Here is a 20,414-nt window from a genome sequence, read left to right as displayed (position 1 = left end):
CGGCCGGCAATAAATACCTTGCGTTTCAGAGGCTTGGCGGGACGCCAGGCAGGCCCCGCCATTGAAGAGAAGAAGGCGCCGTCCTGTTGGCCCCAAGCGACACCGGACGCCTCATGCGTACTGCGCGCGCCGCGTGCCACCTTCGCGGCGGCTGGCCTTGTCGGCCACGATATTGTCTTGGCCCATCTGCCGGCCGCGCTGTTCGATGCGGCCCAGAAAGTCGCGCAGCTGCGCCACCTCGGCATCGCTCAGGTCTTGCACCAGCAGTGCATTCAGCCGCGACACTTCGGGCAGCAGCGCCTGGTATCGCGCCAGCCCCTCGGCCGTGGCCTCGACCCGCACGACACGGCGGTCGGCGCTGTCGTGCAAACGTCGCAACCAACCTTTTTCACACAGCGCGCCCAAGGTGCGCGACGTGCGCGCCAAGTCCAGCTTGGCGGCGGCGGCAAGCTCGGCGGAATTCATGATGCCGCCTTCAATAGCGCAGGCCAGGATGCGCCACTCGCGTCGCGTGATGCCAAAGCGCCCTTCGCACAGGCGCACGAAGACGGGGTTCGATTGCGACCATGCCTGATACAGCCGATACATCAGCATGTCGGCCAATTGCGGCGGTGCGGGGATGGGGCGGGTTGGCATGGCGTCTCCTCCTTGCCGCAGCGCGTGCCGCGTCGGCGCGTTGCGCTGCATATCGTTATGGAAAGTCCTGGATTAGATCAAGCAATGGACCCGTTGCTACAGTCAATCTGCTTATTTCGGTATACGGCCAGGCAGAAAGAAACATAACCGACGGCGGGCCACTGTCGACAGGAGAACACCATGCGTAAATGGATGACGGGCGCGGCCTTGGCTGCCGCGTTGGCGGGGGCCGCGTCGCTGGCCGGTGCGCAGCAGGCGCCGCTGGATGGCGCGTTGACCATCGTGGTCGGCTACCCGCCCGGCGGAAGTTCCGACCGCATTGCGCGGCTGGTGGCCGACCGCCTGAAAGACCGCGTGGGCGTGCCCGTCGTCGTGGAAAACAAGACGGGCGCCGGGGGGCGCATCGCGGCCCAAGGCCTGCATGCCGCGCCTGCCACGCAGAACGTGTTGATGCTGGCCAACCCGGCCGTGATGGTGGTGGCGCCGCTGGTCTACGCCCAGCCCGGCTACGACGCCCAGCGCGATTTCAAGCCCGTGTCCCTGGTCAGCGAATATAAGTTCGCGCTGGCCGTGCCCGCGTCCTCGCCCATCCAGGACGTCGCCGCGCTACGTCTGTGGCTGCGCGCCAATCCCAAGCAATTCACCGTGGGCGTGCCCGCCACCGGCAGCTTGCCGCATTTCTTTGCATTGATGCTGGGCCGTGAAATCGGCCAGGAGCCCGAGGTGGTTGGCTATCGGGGGTCGGCGCCGCTGATCTCGGAACTGATCGGCGGCATCCTGCCGCAAGGCATCGACACGCTGGACACCTTGTTGCCGCAGCATCGCGCCGGCAAGATCCGCATCCTGGCGACCTCCGGTGAAACGCGTGACGCCGATCTGAAAGAGGTGCCCACCTTTCGCGAAGGCGGTGTGAACCTGGCGGCCGACGGCTGGAACGCGTTCTTCGCGCCGGCCGCGATGCCCGAGGCGAAGGTCAAGCGGCTGGGCGCCGACATTGCCGCCATCCTGCGCGAGCCCGCCATGCAGCAAGCGGTGCGCGCCGTGTTCCTGGAGCCGGTGTCGCGGGACGCATCCGACACCGCCAAAGCGTTGGCCGCCTACCGCCAGCAATGGGAGCCGGTCGTGCGCGACTCCGGCTTCACGGCCACGCAATAAGGGGCGGCGATGCGTACCGTGCAAAACGTGTTGTTCATCATGGCGGATCAGCTGCGCGCCGATCACCTGGGCTGCTACGGCCATCCCTATCTGCAAACGTCAAACCTGGACGCCCTGGCCAGGCGCGGCGTGCGCTTTGACCGCGCCTTCGTCAATTCCGGCGTGTGTGGCCCGTCGCGCATGAGCTACTACACGGGCCGCTATCCGTCGCGGCATGGCGCGACGTGGAACCGCGTGCCCTTGTCCGTCAACGAGATCACGCTGGGTGAATACCTGGCCGGGCAGGGCCGCGACCTGGCGCTGGCGGGCAAGACGCACATCATTCCCGACAAGGCCGGCATGGAACGGCTAAGCATCGATGGCGCCTCCGAGCTGGGGGTGCTGCTGGCGCGTGGCGGCTTCACCGAACTGGACCGCTACGACGGCCACCATCCGCCCGGCGACGAAAGCGGCTACCCGGCCTACCTGCGGCGCCACGGCTACGACAGCGCCGACCCCTGGACGGACTTCGTCATTTCAGGCGTGGATGCCAACGGCCAGATCGCCAGCGGTTGGCACATGCGCAACGTGCATCTGCCGGCGCGCGTGGCCGAACCGCATTCCGAAACCGCCTACATGACGGACCAGGCGCTGGACTTCATGCAGCGGCGCGGCAGCCAGCCCTGGGTGCTGCACTTAAGCTACGTCAAGCCGCACTGGCCCTACATGGCGCCCGCGCCGTACCACCGGCGCTATACCGCCGACCAGTGCCTGCCCGTGCAGCGCAACCGCGAAGAACTGCGCGACGCGCACCCCGTCGTTGCCGCGTATCGCCAGCAAGAAGAAAGCATCAGTTTTTCCACCGACGAATGCGTGCGCGTGGTGCGGCCCGCGTACCAGGGGTTGATCCAGCAGCTGGACGACCACCTGGGCCGACTGTTCGACTACATGGAAGGCGCGGGCCTGATGAAGAACACGCTGATCGTGTTCTCCGCCGATCATGGCGACTTCCTGGGCGACCACTGGCTGGGCGAAAAGGAATTGTTCTACGACACCGTGCAACGCGTGCCGTTCATCGTGATGGACCCATCGGCGGCGGCCGACGCCACGCGCGGGCAGGCGCTGGATGACATGGTGGAAAGCGTGGATCTTGTGCCGACCGTGCTGCGCGCGCTGGGCACGCCAGGCCCCGCGCACCGGCTGGAAGGCCGCGAACTGCAAACGCTGCTGCATGGCCGCGACGCCGCCACGCCGTGGCGCGACTGCGTGTTTTCTGAACTTGACTACAGCTTTCGCCACGCGCGCATCCTGCGTGGCAAGACGCCGCAGAACGCCCGCGCGTGGTCGGTGCGCACGGATCGCTGGCGCTATGTGTACTGGCTGGACGAGCCCGAGCAACTGTACGACCTGCATGCCGACCCGGGCGAATTCCAGGACCTGGGCACAAGCCGCGAGCACGCCGCCGTCCGCCTGGAACTGCGTCAGCGCCTGTTGGACTGGATGCTGCGCGGCAAGCGCCGCACCACCCTGAGCGACGAGGCCGTGGAAAGGGCCACCAACGCGCACAAACGGGCGGGCGTGTTTTTCGGGCAGTGGTAAGGGGCGAGCGCCGTTGCGCGGTAAGCGGCGGGAAGGCGTCGCGCACCAAGGGGCGTGGTGGCGTCGCGCACTAAGGGGCGGGGCGCGTCTTGCACCAAGGGCCGCAAATCGGCCAACTGGCGCCGGACGTGTAGTATTGCACGGCGTTTGGCGGGCACGGCATGAACACCACCTCGGCGGGGCGCCGTCGCGCGCCGCCCGGTCGCCGCGATTGGGCGTGCCCCCTCAGGCGTGCCCCGCGCTTTGCGTTTGCGTCGGCGCGGCGGTCTCGGGTTTCAGTTCCCGCCGCAGGATCTTGCCCACATTCGAGCGCGGCAGGTCATCGCGAAATTCCACATAGCGCGGCACCTTGTAGCCGGTCAGCTGCGTGCGGCAATGCGCAATCAGCGTGTCGGCGTCCAGGCCCGGATCCTTGCGGATCACGAACAGCTTGACCGCTTCGCCCGACCGTTCATCCGGCACGCCCACGGCCGCCACCTCGCGCACGCCCGGATGCAACGCGGCGGCGTCCTCGACTTCGTTCGGGTACACGTTAAAGCCCGACACCAGGATCATGTCTTTCTTGCGGTCGATCAGGAACACGTAGCCGTCGTCATCGACGTAGCCGATGTCGCCGGTGCGCAGAAAGCCGTCCGGGTACATCACCAGCGCCGTTTCGTCGGGGCGATTCCAATAGCCCTGCGTGACCTGTGGCCCGCGCACGCAGATTTCGCCGGGTTCGCCCACGCCCAGTTCTTCGCCGTCGTCGTTGCGGATCGAAATCTCGGTGGACGGCACGGGCAGGCCGATGGACCCGGTGAACGTCGTGACGTCCAGCGGGTTGACCGTGACGGCGGGCGACGTCTCGGTCAACCCATAGGCCTGCGCCAGCGACTTGCCTGTGACGGCGCGCCAGCGGTCCGCCACGGCGCGTTGCACCGCCATGCCGCCGCCCATCGTCAGGCGCAGGCGAGAAAAATCCAGCTTGGCGAAATCGGGATGATTCAGCAGCGCGTTGAACAAGGTATTGACGCCGGTAAACGCCGAAAACGGCACCTTGCCCATCTCTTTGATCAGGCCGGGGATGTCGCGCGGGTTGATGATCAGCAGGTTGCTGGCGCCGATTTTCATGAACGTCAGGCAGTTCGCCGTCAGCGCAAAGATGTGATACAGCGGCAAGGCCGTCACGACGCATTCCTCGCCATCGTTCACCAGCGGCTTGATCCAGGCGTGGGCCTGGCTGACATTGGCCACCAGGTTGCCATGCGACAGCATTGCCGCCTTGGCTACGCCCGTCGTGCCGCCCGTGTATTGCAGGCAGGCCAGGTCGCGTTGGTCCAGCTGCACGTCGGTAAACGGCTGGGCGCGGCCGGCAAGCAGCGCGTCGGCCAGGCGCACATGCCCGGGCAGGGACCACGCCGGCACCATGCGCTTGACGTGGCGGATCGCGAGGTCCACCAAGCGCCCTTTGACCGGCCCCAGCATCTGGCCGATGGAGGTGACCAGCACGTGTTCCACCGCGCTGTTGGGTAACGCCTTTTGCACCGTGGCCGCGAAGTTGTCGGCCACCACGATGGCGCGCGCGCCCGAATCCACCAGCTGGTGTTCCAGCTCATGCGGGGTGTAGAGCGGGTTGCAATTGACCACGACGCAGCCCGCGCGCAAGGCGCCGAACAGGCACACGGGGTATTGCAGCAGGTTGGGCATCATGAGAGCGACACGGTCGCCACGGCCCAGGCCTTGCGCGTGCAGCCACGCGGCGAAGTCGCGCGTCAGTGCGTCCAGTTGGGCGTAGCTGATGGATTTGCCCATGCTGATGTACGCGGTTTTATCCGCGTAGCGGCGGCAGCTGTCTCGCACGATCGAGACCAGCGTGGTGACGCCGTCCATGTCGATTCGTGCGGGGACGCCGGCGGGGTAGCTCTTGTGCCAGATAGGTTCCATCTTTGAGGATTTCCGCCTAGTTGCCCAACAGGGCTTTTTTCAGGGAGGCCTGCGCCGGCTTCTCGCCCAGCCACACGCGCAGCAGCGCGCGCGCGAAGTCGGGGCTGTCGATGCGGCCGCGCTGCTTGCCGTTATGTGACCCGGTCACGCCACGGGCATCGAAATCCAGGTCGACCACATCGCCTTCCTTGAGGGCGCCGATGTCGGCCATCATGCCGGCCAACTGGTCGGCCGGCGCTTTCATGGCGGCCAGCTCTGCCTTGGGCGTATTGTCGCGCAGGCCTTCCTGCAAGGCCTCGTCCAGGCTTTTGCTATCAACGTCGCGCAGCAATTGCAGACGGATGCGGCGCGGCTCGGTGCTGTTGATCAGCGCCGCCGCGTCGTGGCTTTTCGTGGTGACGTACAGCGACGCCACGTACACCTTCACCACGATTTTCGTGCGCACGCCGGCGCCGTTAAGCACCAGCGCATGGCTGCCTGCGGACAGCTGTTCCGGCACGCGCCTGCCCGCCACATCGAGGTCGGCGGCAAAGGCCGGCGCACCCACCAGGCCGGCCGCCAGCGTGCCGGCCAGAACGCCTGCCTGAAGTCGGCTCAGGGCGGTGGATCGCCCTCCAGGGATACGTTGCATGTGTCTCCTCCTGTGGTCTTTCGCTTGTAGAACTTCTTGTCGGCGATATAGATCGTGCGTTCCACGACGGCGTACACCACGCCGTCCTTGTCCTTCAATTCCACCGTGTACGTGCGGGTGGTTTCGTGGTCGCGCGCGAGGTCGGCGCGGATGTCCGCGATTTCCCCGGGCGGCAGCCGGAAGTCGACATACAGGGTCGTGTAGGCGGGCTTGCGAAAGCGGATCGAGGCGGCCTTGTCCCACACGATGTGATCCGGTCCCAATGCCGACATCAACATCGTCGGGTGGGCGCCGTCCGTTACCGCAAACAGCGACCCGCCGTACATGGACCCCACGATGTTGCGCGTGCGGCGAAGCAGCGGCAGCTTGATGCGGATGTGCAGGAAATCCGGCGACACAAACATCACGCGGCCGCCGGTGGCGCGAAACGCCGGATGCAGGTTGAAGCCCACCCGCATCAGGCGCGCGCGCCATTGCGGCGACAGGCTTTTAAGCCAATAGGGCTTCAGGCTGGGCATGCCGGTCGATTCCGCAATGGGCCTACATCGCTTCAAACAGCCCGGCCGCGCCCATGCCGGTGCCGATGCACATGGTGACCAACCCGTACTTGCCGCCCGTGCGGCGCAGCCCGTGCGTGATGGTTGCCGTGCGGATCGCGCCGGTGGCGCCCAGCGGGTGGCCCAGCGCGATGGCGCCGCCCAGCGGGTTGACCTTGGCCGGGTCCAGCTTCAGTTCGCGGATCACGGCCAGCGATTGTGCGGCGAAGGCCTCGTTCAGCTCGATCCAGTCCAGCGCGTCCTGCGTGATGCCGGCGCGTTGCAGCACCTTGGGGATGGCGGCAACGGGGCCGATGCCCATCACTTCGGGCGGCACGCCGGCGACCGAGAAGCTGACGAAGCGCGCCAGCGGGCTCAGGTTGAATTCGCGCAGGATGCGGTCGGACACCAGCACTACGGCAGCCGCACCGTCGGACATCTGTGAGCTATTGCCCGCCGTGACGCTGCCGCGCGTCGAGAACACCGGGCGCAACCGCGCCAAGGCTTCGGCGCTGCTGTCCGGGCGCGGGCCTTCGTCCACCTCGACCAGCCTGCGCACCACCCGCACCGCGCCGCTGGCGCCGTCGGGCAGATGCGATACCACTTCATAAGGCGTGGTCTCGGCGCGGAAATGGCCGGCCGCAATCGCCGCGCAGGCTTTCTGGTGCGAGGCCAGCGCGAAGGCGTCCTGGTCTTCGCGCGACACCTTCCAGCGTTCCGCGACCTTTTCGCCCGTCAGCCCCATGCCGAACGCCATGCCGATGTTCTCGTCGCGGGCGAAGATCTCGGGGTTCATCGACACCTTGTTGCCCATGATCTGCGGCATTGCGCTCATGGATTCGGTGCCCGCGCCAATCATGATGTCGGCTTCGCCCATGCGGATGCGCGCGGCGGCGTCGGCCACCGCCTGCAAGCCGGACGCGCAGAAGCGGTTCACGGTGACGCCCGCGACGCTTTGCGGCAGGCCCGCCAGCAGCAAGCCGATGCGCGCCACGTTCATGCCTTGTTCGGCCTCGGGCATGGCGCAGCCGGCAATGACGTCTTCGATGCGCGCGGTGTCCAGCGACGGCACCTGCGCCAGCACGCCGTTCAGCGCGGCGGCCAGCATGTCGTCGGGCCGCGTGGTGATGTAGGCGCCGTTGCGCTTGCCTACCGGCAGGCGCGTGGCGGCGACGATGTAAGCGTCTTGAATCTGCTTGGTCATGATCGTTTCCTCAGTTGCGCAACGGCTTGCCGGTTTCGAGTGTGTGGCGGATGCGGGCCTGGGTTTCAGGCGTGCGCAACAGAGCCACGAACTCGCGGCGCTCGACCGCCAGCAGCCATTCTTCGTCCACCTTCGTGCCGGTCTCGACCTCGCCTCCGCACAGGGCCACGGCGGCGCTGCGCGCCACGCGGTAATCGTGCGCGCTGATCATGCCGCCTTCGCGCATGTTGACCAGCACCATCTCGAAGTTGGCGATGCCATTGCGTCCCGCGACGGGGATGTTCGACAGGCGTGGCGGCGGCGTGTAGCCCGCTTCGGCGGCGGCGCGGGCCTGGCCGATGGCCACGAACAGCAGCTCGTCGGGATGGAACAGCACCACGTCGTGCTCGCGCGCGAACCCGGCGTCGATGGCTTCCAGCGCGCTCTTGGCCACCTGCGCCATGGCGATGGTCTGGAAGACCGGTTGCAGGTACGGGAAGACTTCACCGGGCGTGGCGGTCTTGGCGGCAAGCGCCGCCGCACGGCCGGCGAATTCCTTGCTGCCGCCGCCAGCCGGAATCAGCCCGACACCGGCTTCCACCAGGCCGATATAGCTTTCCAGCGCCAACACGCGGTGCGAGGCATGCATCAGGAATTCGCAGCCCCCGCCCAGCGCCATGCCCTGCACGGCGGCCACTGTGGGAATGCGGGCGTACTTGAACGATTGCGAGGCGCGTTGGAATTTTTCAACCATCGCTTCCAGCATGTCGAACTTGCCCTCGGCGCAAGCCTGCACCACCTGCTGCAAGTTGGCGCCCACGGCAAAGGGCGGTTCGTGCCAGATCACCAGGCCGTCGAAATCGCGTTCGGCGCGGGCGACGGCTTGCAGCACGCCTTCCAGCACTTCACCGCCCAGCGTGTGGTTCTTGGACGTGACGGACAGGATGGCGATGCCGGGGTCCACGTCCGGCAGGTTCCACAGGCGCACGCCTTCGTTGTCCCAGACGGTAACGCCACGGTCGTCGGGGCCTTCGCCAAACACGCGTTCGGGGAACAGCTGGCGGCGATACACCGGCAGGGACGAACGCGGATGCAGCTTGCCCGTGCGCGCGGAATACGAACCCTGCGGCGCGTGCACGCCCTGGCGGTCGGCTTCCTGCACCCAGGCGGGCAGGGGCGCGTTGCTCATGGCGCGGCCTGCGGCGATGTCGTCCGCCACGGCGGCGGCAATGGCCTGCCAGCCGGCCGCCTGCCAGGTTTCAAACGGGCCTTGCGACCAGCCGAACCCCCAGCGCATGGCCAGGTCCAGGTCGCGCGCGTTGTCGGCCACGTGTTCAAGCTGCACGGCGCTGTAGTGGAAGATGTCGCGGAACAGGCTCCACAGGAACTGCGCCTGCGGGTGGGTGCTGGCGCGCAGGGCGGCAAAGCGCTTGGCCGGGTCGCGTTCTTTCAACAGCGCGGCCACTTCGTCGGCCAGCTTGCCGGCGCTGGGCACATAGTCTTGCGCGTTCAGGTCCAGCACCAGGATGTCGCGGCCCTGCTTGCGGTAGACGCCGGCGCCGGTTTTCTGGCCCAGCGCGCCCTTTTGGATCAGCGCCGACAGCCAGTCGGGCAACGCGAAGTAGCGGTGCCAGGGGTCATCGGGCAGGTTCTTTTCCATGGTGCCGACCACGTGGGCCAGCGTGTCCAGGCCCACCACGTCCGCCGTGCGGTAGGTGGCGCTTTTGGGCCGGCCGATCTTCGGGCCGGTCAACGCGTCGACTTCGTCAAAGCCCAGGCCCAGCCGCGCGGTGTGGTGCATGGCGGCCAGGATGGAAAACACGCCGATGCGGTTGGCCACGAAGTTGGGCGTGTCCAGTGCGCGGATCACGCCCTTGCCCAGCGTCGACGTCAGCCAGGTTTCCAGCTGGTCCAGCACGGCCGGCTGTGTATGCGACGTGGCAATGATCTCCACCAGCCGCATGTAGCGGGGCGGGTTGAAAAAATGGATGCCGCAGAAGCGCTCGCGCAGGCTTGCGGGCAGGGCGTTGGCCAGCGCGTCGATCGACAGGCCGGACGTGTTGGACGCGATGATGGCGTCGGGCGACACATGCGGAGCGATCCGCTCGTAGAGCGCCGTCTTCCAGTCCATGCGTTCGGCGATGGCCTCGATGACCAGGTCGCAGCCGCGCAGCGCATCCAGGTGGTCGTCGTAGTTCGCGGGGGTGATCAGGGCAAGGCGGGCCGCGCCGGCCAGCGGTGCGGGTTCCAGTTTCTTCAATCCGGCCAGCGCCTTGTTGACGATGCCGTTGCGATCGCCTTCACGGGCGGCCAGATCGAACAGCGTGACCGGCACGCCGGCATTGGCCAGGTGGGCGGCGATCTGCGCGCCCATGACGCCGGCGCCCAGGACGGCAACGTGTTTGACGACGAACTTGCTCAAGGGGATTCTCCTGTGTAAAGCGGGCGGGCGGCGCGCGGCCGCCCACCCGCGCAAGGCTAGAAGCGGGACGACAGTTGCAGGCCGACGATGTGGCCGCTGCTGTCATAGGTGCCCGCCACGCGGCCCTTGGTCGCCTGGCTGCCGGACGTCGTGTCGATGTCCGTCTTGCGCAGGTACAGATAGGTGTAGCCCAGATCCAGCGTGGTGTTCTTGGTGGCCGCCCACTGCACGCCGGTCGAGAACCAGTAGCGGTCGTTATCGGGCAGGGAGGTGGGGCGGTCGGCCTTGTCATGCACCGGCGACTGGTCGTACGCCAGGCCGAACTTCCACTTCCAGTCGGGGGCGAACTTGTAGTTCGCGCCCAGCGCGACGCGCCAGGTGTCGCGGAAGTTCAGCGGCAGTTCGTCATCGCGCGCGCCGGGGCCGGAGTTGCGGATCTTCAGTTCGGGGATGCTGCTCCAGCCCGTCCAGGACACGTCGCCCAGCAGTTCCCAGCGCTCGTTCAACTGATGCGCGGCGCTCAGGATCAACGTGTCGGGCAGGTCCACCGAGGCCTTGGCGTCAAACGACACCGATTGCTTGGTGGGGCCGATGCTGGTGATGTCGGTGTCGCCCTTGGCGGTGTGCTTGATCTTCGAGCGGTACGACAGGCCGATGCGCGTGTCTTCGGTGGGTTGCAGCATGAAGCCCGCGTTCCAGCCCCACGCGTCCCCCTTCAGGTTCAGGTCGGCGTCGCCGTTGGTGGCGACCGGCAGGCCCGCAATCGGCACGACCGTTTTCTTCTTGTAGTTGGCGTCGATGTGTTGCCAGTTCAGCCCGAAGCCCATCGAGAACTTTTCGTTGACCTTGTAGGCAATCGACGGGTTCACGTTGATTGTCTTGATCTCGAATTTGTTCGAATGGTATTGGCCGACCCAGCCGTCGTCGTATTCGGTCATCAGGCCGAACGGCGCGCCGACGCCCAGGCCGATGTACCACTGCTCGTTCAATTGCCAGGAGGCGTAGAGGTTGGGCACCACGCCCAGGTTGCCCGCATCGCCGCCGTTGCCGCCGGTGGGGGCCGACCCGTTCAGGCCCGAGCCGGGCAGGCCGGGAACGCTGGGATTACGGCTGTTGCCGTTGTCCTTGAACTTGAACGAGGGCTTGATCAGATTGACCCCGCCCGAAAAATTCACGCCGGGCAGGTACGTCATGCCGGCCGGGTTGAAGTAAATGATGCTGGCGTTTTCGGGATTTGCCGCCGAGCCTGCGTAAGCGTTGCCCAGGCCACTGGCGTTCTGCTCTAAAAGCTGAAAGCCGGCGGCGTAGGACGTTGCGGACGCGCCCAGGCCGACCACCAGGGCCGACAAGGTGCTCAGGGACAATGAACGTCTGCGCATGGTACTGCCTCCTCGAGTTGGATGTATGTCTCTACTTGCACTGCCGGTCTGGTTGTGACCCCGGTCTATTCGGCGTTAGCCGGTTTGCTGCTGCGCCAGGCATGGCTCGCCTGGTAATGCAGGGGTCCGCCCGTGAAAGGCGCGAACCCCGTTCCAAAAATTACCCCGGCATCGGCCGAGTCGGCATCGGCGACCACGCCGGACTGCACGCGCTCCAGGGTGGCGTCCACCAAGGGCTGGATCAGGCGCTGTGCCAGCCCGGCGGGGGCGGCCGTAGTGGTGGTGCTGCTGCTGCCGTGTCCGGCGGCGCCTTTGCCTTGCTTGACCGGTTTGCCGTCGCGCCACGTATAGAAGCCCTTGCCGCTTTTCTTGCCCAGGTCACCGCGCGCCAGGCGTTCGGCCAGGCAGCGGGGCGGCTCGGCGCCACCGGCAAGTTGCTCGCCTGCCGCGCGCGCAATGTCCAGGCCGACGGTGTCGGCCAGTTCCAGCGGCCCCATCGGCATGCCGAATTCGACCATGGCGGCATCCACCGTTTCCGGCGCCATGCCGTCGTCCACGCTGCGCATGGCTTGCAGCATATAGGGCGCCAGCACGGCGTTGACGAGGAATCCCGGCGCGCTCTTGACGGGAAGCGCCAGTTTGTCTATCTGGCCCACGAAAGCGCAGGCGCGCGCCGTGGCCTCGCCCGAATCGCCCTCGGCATGCACCACTTCCACCAGCGGCATCTTGGCCACGGGGTTGAAGAAGTGGATGCCCACCAGACGCTCGGGGCGAGCCAGGCCGCTGCGCAGCGTTTCCAGCGACAGGCTGGACGTATTGGTGGCCAGCAGCGCGTCGGCCTGCATGCGCGGTTCCAGCGACGCGTACAACGCGCGCTTGGCCTCGGGTTGTTCGCTGATGGCTTCGATGATGATGTCGGCGCGCGGCACGCCGCCGCCGGTGGGATCGGGTATCAGGCGGTCCAGCGCGGCGCGAACCAGGCGCGGGTCTTTCAGGCGGCGCGCATACAGCGTGGCGGCGCGTTCGATGGCCGGTGCGATGCGCGCCATGTCCTGGTCTTGCAGCGTCACCGTCAAGCCCTTGTACGCGCACCAGGCCGCGATGTCGCCGCCCATGGTGCCGGCGCCCACCACGTGCACATGGCGGGCCGGCGTGACGCCGGTCTGCTTGCCGTTGGCCTTCAGGCGCTCTTGCAGGCGGAACACGCGCAACAGGTTGCGCGCGGTGTCGGACGAAATGATCGCGTCGATCAGGTCAGGCGCCTGCAAGGCGTTGCCGCCATGCTTTTCCCATAGCGTGACGATGGCGGGGGCGGCGGGGTAGTGGCCCAGTGGGTCCTTGGCGGCAATCTGCTTGCGTGCGCGGTTGGCGACCAGGGCCTTGAAGGGCCAGCGGTTGGCCCAGGCGCCGATACCACGCGCGCGGCGCGGCGGCTTTTTCGACAGCACCAACTGGCGCGCGGCAGCCTGTAGCAAACGCGGCGGCACGCGCGCGTCGGCCAGGCCCAGCGCGGCGGCGCGTCGCGCATCCGCGCCCCGGCCGGTCAGCATCATGTCCAGCGCGGCGGGCGCGCCGATCACCTGCGGCAAGCGCAGCATGCCGCCCCAGCCCGGGAAGATGCCCAGCATGACTTCGGGCAGCGCCAACGACGTGCCGGGCTGATCGGCGACCAGGCGATAGCGGCACGCCAGCGCCAATTCAAGCCCGCCGCCCAGGCAGTGGCCCTGGATCAGGGCAAGGGTGGGGTAGCGCACGGCGGCCAGGCGGTTGAACAGGTTCCAACCACGTGCGATCAGGCCGCGCGCCTGTTCGGGCGTGTCCAGGCTGGCGAATTCGTTGACGTCGGCGCCCACGATGAAACCGGTGGCCTTGCCCGACTGAATGATCAGGCCCGCCGGCGGCGCGGCGTCCAACGCGTCCAGCACCACGGCCAGTTCGGCCATGGTGTCGGCCGACAGCGCATTCACGGCGCTGCCTGCGCGGTCGAACGTCAGGCGAGCCAGGCCGTCGGGGTCGCGGTCCAGGCGCCAGTGGGAAAGCGTGTCCATGGTCGTCATGGGCGGTCCTCGTCCAGGGTTTCAACCAGCATCGCGCCGCCTTGGCCGCCGCCGATGCAGATGGCGGCCATGCCGCGCTTGGCGCCACGGCGCTTCAACGCTTCAAGCAGATGCAGCACGATGCGCGCGCCGGACGCACCCACGGGGTGGCCGATGGCGATGGCACCGCCGTCCACATTCAGCTTGGCCGGGTCCAGCGGCCCCCATGCTGGCGTACCGAAATGCGCTTGGCAATAGGCATCGTCACGCCATGCCGCCAGGCACCCTAGCACCTGCGCGGCGAAGGCTTCGTTGATCTCCCACAAGTCCAGGTCATTCAAGCCCAGGCCATGGCGTTGCAGGATGGGCGTGGCCGCATGCACCGGCCCCAGGCCCATTTGCGCGGGGTCCAGGCCGGCCCACTGGCTGTCCACAATGCGGCCAAGGGGGCGCAGGTTCCACTTGGCCACCGCTTCTTCGGACGCCAACACCAGCATGGCGGCGCCGTCGGTCACCTGCGAACTATTGCCCGCCGTGATGTTGCCCCAGGGTTTGTCGAACACCGGCCGCAGCTTGGCCAGTTTCTCGGGCGTGGAATCCTCGCGCACGCCGTCATCGTCGGGGTAGAGCTTGCCTTTGTTGTCGATCAGCGGCGTGATTTCATTGAGCGCACCGGCCGCGCGCGCGGCCAGAACGCGCTGGTGGCTGCCCGCCGCATAGGCGTCCATGGCGGCGCGGTCGATGCCGAAACGGGTGGCTACGTTTTCCGCCGTCTGGCCCATCGACAGGCCCACCACCGGGTCGGTCAACCCCTTGAGCAAGCCAATGACGGGCGCCAGGTTCTTCAGCCTGAAGCCGCGCAGCGCCGCCAGCTTGGCGCCGGTGCCGCGCGCCGCGTACCAGCCGGACAGCCAGCGCACCATGTCGTCGGAAAACAGCAGCGGGGCGCGGGACAAGGCGTCGGTGCCGCCCGCCAGCACCAGCTGCGACCGGCCGGTTTGAATATTGGCGATGCCGGAATCCAGGGCCTGCATGCCGGACGCGCAATTGCGCATCACGGTCCATCCGGGCACGTGGTTGCCACAACCCAGGCGCAGCGCAATCACGCGGCCGATGTTGACTTCATCCGGCGACGGCGCGGCGCAGCCGATGATGACTTCGTCCAGATCCGTGGGGGCATAGGGTTGGCGCAGCAGCAGGGCGCGGCCGGCTTGTACGGCCAGGTCCCCGGCCGAGAACGGGCCGGGGCCCGTGCGTGCTTTCAGGAAGGGCGTGCGAGTCCCGTCAATGACGTAAACCGGTTTGAATGCCATCGGTTTCCTCCGTCAGGCGACCTTGCGTTCGGCGGCGGGCCGGTCGGCCTGCGCCTTGCCCAGGTCAAAGGGGAAATCATCCACGTGCACCACGGTATCGCGCAAGCTGTTGCGGTGTTTGACCACGGCGTACTCTTCGGCGGTGATGCCACGTGCCGCGTAGGCGGCGTCGGCGATATCGCGCACGTTGGCTTGCGGGTTGCCTTGCAGGGCGCCGCGCTTTTCAAGTTCGCGGATCTTGGCTTCGATGGGCTCGGCGGCAAGCGTGGCGGCCAGCGCCAGTTCGATGGCGCCCACGGGCTCATCAGCGGTGGCGGGCAGGTGGCAGCCCGAGGTCAGGCGGTCGCGCGTGGCGCTGGGGTTGATCAACAGCCGCGCCACGTCCTGGCCCAGCGCGTCGGACGGTGGCGTCTGCGTGCGGCCCCACGGGAAGATCAGACGCGCCAAGGTCCAGGCCACGAAACGGTTGGGCGTGTTTGCCAGCACGCCGTCAAAGGCTTCCTGCAACTTGAACAGCGCGTCCTGGATGGACCAGTGCGCCAGCGGCGCATCGGCGGCCTGGCGGCCTTCGTCTTCAAAGCGCTTGAGCGTGGCGCTGATCAGGTACATCTGCGACAGCACGTCGCCCAAGCGCGCCGACAGGCGTTCGCGGCGTTTCAGGCTGCCGCCCAGCACCAGCATCATCGAGTCGGCCAGCAGCGCGAAAGCGGCGGAATACCGGCTAAGCAGCTGGTAGTAGCCCTTCATGTCGGGCGCCACGTCGGCGTTCACGGCAACAAAGCGCGCGCCGGTCAGCGCAGTGCCCAGGGTGCGCAACGTGTTCTTGGCCACAAAGCCCACGTGACCCCAGAACGCGCGATCAAAATCGTCCAGCCCTTGTTTGGCGTTGGGCGATTGCGCCGCCTGCATTTCCGCCAGCACGTAGGGATGGCAGCGAATCGCGCCTTGTCCAAAGATGATCAGGCTGCGCGTCAGGATGTTGGCGCCTTCGACGGTGATGCCGATGGGAATCTGCTGATACGCGCGGCCCAGGAAGTTGTTGGGACCCAGGCAGATGCCCTTGCCGCCAATCACGTCCATGCCGTCGTTGACGACCTGGCGGGCGCGTTCGGTCACATGGTATTTGACGATGGCGGACACGACGGACGGCTTCTCGCCCAGGTCGACGGCGCCCGCCGTCATGCTGCGCGCGGCATCCATCATGTAGGTGTGGCCGCCGATACGCGCCAGCGCTTCTTCCACGCCTTCGAACTTGCCCACGGGCATGCGGAACTGGCTGCGCACGCGGGCATAGCCGCCCACGGCGCGCGCCGTCAGCTTGGACATGCCGGTGTTGGACGAGGGCAGCGATATGGACCGGCCGGCGGCCAGGCATTCCATCAGCATGCGCCAGCCTTGGCCCGCCATGGCCGGGCCGCCGATGATGAAGTCCAGCGGCATGAAGACGTCGGTACCGCGCGTCGGGCCGTTCATGAACATGGCGTTCAGCGGGAAGTGGCGGCGGCCGGTGTCCACGCCGGGATGGTCGTGCGGCACCAGCGCGCAGGTGATGCCCAGGTCTTTCTTGCCGCCCAGCAGGCCATCGGGGTCGTACAGGCGGAACGCCAGCCCCAGCAGCGTGCAGACCGGGGCCAGCGTGATGTAGCGCTTGTCCCAGGTGACGCGCATGCCGATCACTTCGCGGCCTTGCCATTCGCCCTTGCAGACGATGCCGCTGTCGGGAATGGCCGCGGCGTCGGATCCGGCCCACGGGCTGGTCAACGCAAAGGCCGGCACCTCGTCGCCGCGCGCCAGGCGCGGCAGGTAGTGGTTCTTCTGTTCGTCGGTGCCGTAGTGCAGCAGCAGTTCGGCCGGGCCCAGCGAGTTCGGCACCATCACCGACACGGCCAGCGCGGACGAGCGCGTGGACAGCTTGGTCACGATTTCGGAATGTGCATAGGCAGAGAAGCCCAACCCGCCGTATTCCTTCGGGATGATCATGCCCAGGAAACCCTGGGTCTTCAGATAAGTCCACACGTCCGCCGGCAGGTCGTAGCGTTCCTGCGTGACGCTCCAGTCATTGACCATGCGGCAGGCCCGCTCGGCCTGGTTGTCCAGGAACTGCTGTTCGGCGTCGGTCAGGCGCGGGCGCGGGTAGGCCAGCAGACGGCTCCAGTCCGGGCGGCCGCGAAACAGTTCGCCTTCCCACCATACGGTGCCGGCTTCCAGCGCGTCGCGCTCGGTGTCGGACATCTGCGGCAGCACCTTGCGATACAGGTTGAAGATGGGCGCCGACAGCAGCGCCCGCCGCAGTGGCCGCACGCCCAGCACGATGGCGGCAAGCACCGCGATGACGACTAGCGTGAGGATGACTGCGGACATGTCTTTGTCTCCGTAATGGGGGGTCTGGTCGGTCTGGTTCTGGTTCTGGGGATGCCGATGCTGATGCCGATGTCGGCTAGGCGCCGGCCACCGGTGGCAGCGGGGCGCGCAGGCCGCCCAGCAGGAAGCTCATCAGGCGGGGCAGCAGCAGTTCGGGGTTGTCGGGTTGTTCGGCTTCGTCCAGCTGCCAGCCCGTGACGGAACGCAGCAGGTCGGTGCCGATGATGGCGTACGACGTGGCGCCCAGCATGAACTGGAAGCGCCACACGATTTCAGCCTTGGGCACATCGGGCAGGGCGGCGAACAGGGCATTGCGATAGCGCTCCAGCACGTCGGCGTATTCCTCCGCGAACAGCGCGCGGATGAAATCGGACGGCTCGGTCATGGTGCGTTCAAGCAGCGGCAGAAAGGTGCTGCCGGCCTGGGCAGGGTCGGCGGCGAGGCGCAGCAGCGTGCCGAAAAAGGCGTCGACGATCTGCGACGGCTTGAGCGGCTTGCCTTCGGATTGCGCCTCAAGTTCGTCCAACAGGCGCAGGCGCTCGCGGTTCAGCACTTCCAGCCGCCGTTTCAGCACCGCTTGCACGAGTGACTCTTTAGAGCCGAAGTGATAGTTCACCGAAGCCAGATTGACGCCGGCCGCGCCGGTGATCTGGCGCATCGAGGTGCCCTCGTGGCCTTGCTGCGCAAAGAGCGCTTCGGCGGTGTCCAGGATGGATTCGCGGGTAGTGGGAGTTCTGATTTCTTGCATAAGGTTGAATTCAAACGTTCGTTTAAAAATCATTATGCGGCAGGGAAGAACGAGAAGCGAGCCTCGGCTATCCCCAATAGGGTTTACCCCTAACGTACGGACGCAGCATCCTTTGCGCACTAGGCAAGGGGCTTTTCATACCGGGTCAGCTAGACCAGAAGGATGAGCCGGCAGGCGCGCTTGCATGAGCCCGGATCGGCCGCCGGCACGAGCTTGAACCGTTCGTCCTCGGACGGCCGGCCTAGGATGAATGTGGTCTGGAAGGCGGGGGAAAAACGCCGCAGTATCAGCGCGAGGACTCAATTGCGTTGTACCGGCGATGCAAGGGGCTAGCCCGCGCACCAGGCCGGTGCGCTCGCCCTAGACGCCCTGACACAGGAGCGGGACATATGAAAACCTACCGAGTGGGACTGTTGGTTGACGGGTATGAGCAACCCGGCTGGATGCATGAGATGGTGGACTGGCTGGTCCATAGTCAGGATTTCGACATCTCGGCCTTATTGGTGATGAGCGGCGAGGGGGCCGAGAAGGCCCCGCGCCTGGCGGTCAAGGCGCTGTTTGGCACGTTGTCGCGCTTCGAGGCCCGGATGCTGCCGGCCAAGCAACGCCAGATGCTGTCTTGCGCGGACCTGCGCAAAAGCATGCCGTCGCCCTCAGTGCCGGTGCTGCCGCTGGAAGCGGGCGTGACCACGCCCGGCGCGCAGGACGCGGTCACTGCCCTGGGCCTGGATCTGGTCATCACGCTGGGCGCGTCGTGCGCCACCCGCGCGCAAATGGCCGACTGGGCGAGGATGGGGGTATGGCAATTGAGCTACTCCGATATCGCCGTGTCGACCAGCCGCTACGCCGGCTTCTGGGAGGTGTTTCATCGCGAGGATCACACAACCGTAAAACTCTGGCGCATGGGAGCCAAGTCCGAACAGGACGAGCTGCTGGACCAGCGCAGTTTCAATACCGAAGTGTTCTGGTTGAAGAACCAGGCGCGCGCGTTCAGCCTGGGAAATTTCATGCTCTACGACGCCTTGCAGGCCCTGGCGCGCGCCCGCCAGAGCGAGCCGGCGCCCGACATGCAGATCATGAGCGGCCCGCGCCGGGCCGACCCGGCGGAGTGGGATAGCGCGGCGTATATTGCGCGCCAGGCGTGGTTAATGTCTGATTTGATTGTGCGGCGCATCATGAAGCGCAATGTGCGCTGGCGGATTGGTATGTTTCCGTCATCCCGGCAACAGGCGGTGGTATCGGAAGCCATGGTGCTGCAACCTCCCAAAGGTAGGTTCTTCGCAGATCCGTTTGTTTATACGCACGATAAAAAACCATATATATTTTTTGAAGACTACGACTTCACTTCCCGGAAGGGTACGATTTCGGTCGCGACCTACTCCGACGGGGCTTTCCGGCTGTTGGGCACTGCCTTGAATCTGCCTTATCACCTGTCGTTTCCATATATTTTTGAACACGAAGGTGTGACGTATATGGTTCCTGAAACGTGCGGAAATCGCAGTATTGAGTTATGGAAATGCACTGAATTTCCGTTGAAATGGGAGCTTGATGTCACGTTGATGACCAATATATCCGCCGTGGATACCATTATTTTTAAACACGGAGAATATTGGTGGCTATTAACAAATATCGACCGAACGGACGGCCAAAGCCATTGCGACGAGCTGTTTGCCTTTTTCTCGGATTCGCCGCGCTCGACCGAGTGGACGCCGCACGCCTGCAACCCCATCGTGCGCAACCCCATGCGCGCCCGCAACGCCGGAATCGTTGTGTCGCCTAGCGGAGAGGTGATCCGCTGCGCCCAGTACCAAGGCTTTTGCCACTACGGCAAGGGCGTGTCCCTGAACCGCATCGAAGAGCTGACGCCGTCCACGTATGTGGAAACGGATGGCGAAATCCACTACGCCAGCTTTTTGCGCAAGCGTCATGCTTCAATGCACCATTGGCACCATCAGGGGGGTCATACCGTATTTGACTTCGCCTATATGGAGTAAATGGAGCGTAGCGTTCCAAAATAAAAATGTTACCTATATTGCGATTCGGCGATCCGCAGCGGGCAGGGGTGTGTCTGCGGAAACATATCGAAAGTTATTCGGTCCAAATTTCGGCATATCGGCCGCGACGGGCTTGCGCCCGGTCGCGGCCTTTTTACGGCCCCAATTTGGCCGACAGCGTTACGAATCAAGCCTCTTGACGCGGGTCCCCATAGGGGGAAAGCCGTCATTGCCCCAGGGGAGTCAGTGAAAACCCTAGCGGCAAAAAGGCGGAGAGGGCGCTCTCATCCGTATTTACGAGAGTGATTAAGGCTAACGAATGATTTCTGTTTTTATCGGATTATATCGCCCTGAAACGTCTTGATTTTGAAGGTTTCGAACCATAAGATGGGTTCATGCCATCCGTTATGTTGGCTACCAAAGTTGCCCAGCCCAAATGCCCCGGTCCAGCTTCATTAGATATTCCGGGATATTGCGGACCACCCCCGCAGGGCTGGAAAAAAAATAGTCTTCAGCACA

14 protein-coding genes are annotated in these 20,414 nt (G+C 65.8%); 3 read left to right on the top strand and 11 right to left on the bottom strand.

Translation table 11 applies throughout. The features are described 5' to 3' along the window. Positions 1 to 111: 111 nt before the first annotated feature. Entirely contained in the window at positions 112 to 636 is a 525-nt protein-coding gene (locus tag YH64_RS11040; RefSeq protein ID WP_046804136.1) for a MarR family winged helix-turn-helix transcriptional regulator, read from the bottom strand. Between the two features lie 180 nt (positions 637 to 816). On the opposite strand from YH64_RS11040, the gene YH64_RS11035 reads away from it, so the two are divergent. Together YH64_RS11035 and YH64_RS11030 are read left to right on the top strand one after the other, a co-directional pair. Further along, complete coding sequence (locus YH64_RS11035) at positions 817 to 1,791, top strand: Bug family tripartite tricarboxylate transporter substrate binding protein (protein ID WP_046804135.1); 975 nt, start codon at positions 817 to 819, stop codon at positions 1,789 to 1,791. 9 nt (positions 1,792 to 1,800) lie between these two features. Further along, complete coding sequence (locus YH64_RS11030) at positions 1,801 to 3,369, top strand: sulfatase-like hydrolase/transferase (RefSeq protein WP_046804134.1); 1,569 nt, start codon at positions 1,801 to 1,803, stop codon at positions 3,367 to 3,369. A 225-nt stretch (positions 3,370 to 3,594) separates the two neighbouring features. Here the strand turns inward: YH64_RS11030 and YH64_RS11025 are convergent, their stop codons facing one another. The 10 genes from YH64_RS11025 to YH64_RS10980 form a co-directional block, all read right to left on the bottom strand. Further along, positions 3,595 to 5,292, bottom strand: coding sequence for an AMP-binding protein (locus YH64_RS11025; protein WP_143215332.1), 1,698 nt, complete (start codon positions 5,290 to 5,292; stop codon positions 3,595 to 3,597). A 16-nt stretch (positions 5,293 to 5,308) separates the two neighbouring features. Continuing rightward, positions 5,309 to 5,923 (bottom strand): chalcone isomerase family protein, encoded by a 615-nt coding sequence (locus YH64_RS11020; protein WP_052945977.1) that lies wholly within the window; start codon positions 5,921 to 5,923, stop codon positions 5,309 to 5,311. After that, a complete protein-coding gene (locus YH64_RS11015) occupies positions 5,887 to 6,432 on the bottom strand; it encodes a PaaI family thioesterase (protein WP_046804197.1) in 546 nt (181 codons plus the stop codon). Before YH64_RS11015 ends, YH64_RS11020 begins: the two co-directional genes overlap by 37 nt. A 31-nt stretch (positions 6,433 to 6,463) precedes the next feature. After that, positions 6,464 to 7,663: an acetyl-CoA C-acyltransferase gene (locus YH64_RS11010; protein ID WP_046804132.1), complete on the bottom strand. Its 1,200-nt coding sequence runs from the start codon at positions 7,661 to 7,663 to the stop codon at positions 6,464 to 6,466. 10 nt (positions 7,664 to 7,673) lie between these two features. After that, positions 7,674 to 10,064, bottom strand: coding sequence for a 3-hydroxyacyl-CoA dehydrogenase/enoyl-CoA hydratase family protein (locus YH64_RS11005; RefSeq protein WP_046804131.1), 2,391 nt, complete (start codon positions 10,062 to 10,064; stop codon positions 7,674 to 7,676). A gap of 56 nt (positions 10,065 to 10,120) precedes the next feature. Continuing rightward, positions 10,121 to 11,443: an OmpP1/FadL family transporter gene (locus YH64_RS11000; protein ID WP_046804130.1), complete on the bottom strand. Its 1,323-nt coding sequence runs from the start codon at positions 11,441 to 11,443 to the stop codon at positions 10,121 to 10,123. 65 nt (positions 11,444 to 11,508) lie between these two features. Further along, positions 11,509 to 13,500, bottom strand: coding sequence for a 3-hydroxyacyl-CoA dehydrogenase NAD-binding domain-containing protein (locus YH64_RS10995; RefSeq protein WP_046804129.1), 1,992 nt, complete (start codon positions 13,498 to 13,500; stop codon positions 11,509 to 11,511). Continuing rightward, entirely contained in the window at positions 13,497 to 14,792 is a 1,296-nt protein-coding gene (locus YH64_RS10990; protein ID WP_046804128.1) for an acetyl-CoA C-acetyltransferase, read from the bottom strand. Before YH64_RS10990 ends, YH64_RS10995 begins: the two co-directional genes overlap by 4 nt. Before the next feature lie 12 nt (positions 14,793 to 14,804). Beyond that, a complete protein-coding gene (locus YH64_RS10985; RefSeq protein WP_046804127.1) occupies positions 14,805 to 17,153 on the bottom strand; it encodes an acyl-CoA dehydrogenase in 2,349 nt (782 codons plus the stop codon). 76 nt (positions 17,154 to 17,229) lie between these two features. Further along, a complete protein-coding gene (locus YH64_RS10980; RefSeq protein WP_046804126.1) occupies positions 17,230 to 17,901 on the bottom strand; it encodes a TetR/AcrR family transcriptional regulator in 672 nt (223 codons plus the stop codon). A gap of 389 nt (positions 17,902 to 18,290) precedes the next feature. On the opposite strand from YH64_RS10980, the gene YH64_RS10975 reads away from it, so the two are divergent. Continuing rightward, positions 18,291 to 19,895 carry a hypothetical protein gene (locus YH64_RS10975; protein ID WP_046804125.1) on the top strand — a complete coding sequence of 535 codons (1,605 nt, stop codon included), beginning with the start codon at positions 18,291 to 18,293 and terminating at the stop codon, positions 19,893 to 19,895. Positions 19,896 to 20,414 lie beyond the last annotated feature (519 nt).

It is taken from the genome of Achromobacter sp. LC458 (genome assembly GCF_001005835.2).
Classification (GTDB): domain Bacteria; phylum Pseudomonadota; class Gammaproteobacteria; order Burkholderiales; family Burkholderiaceae_B; genus Achromobacter; species Achromobacter spanius_B.
The sequence above is the reverse complement of the archived record's forward strand: the minus strand, read 5'-3'. Positions and strand labels throughout refer to the sequence as shown.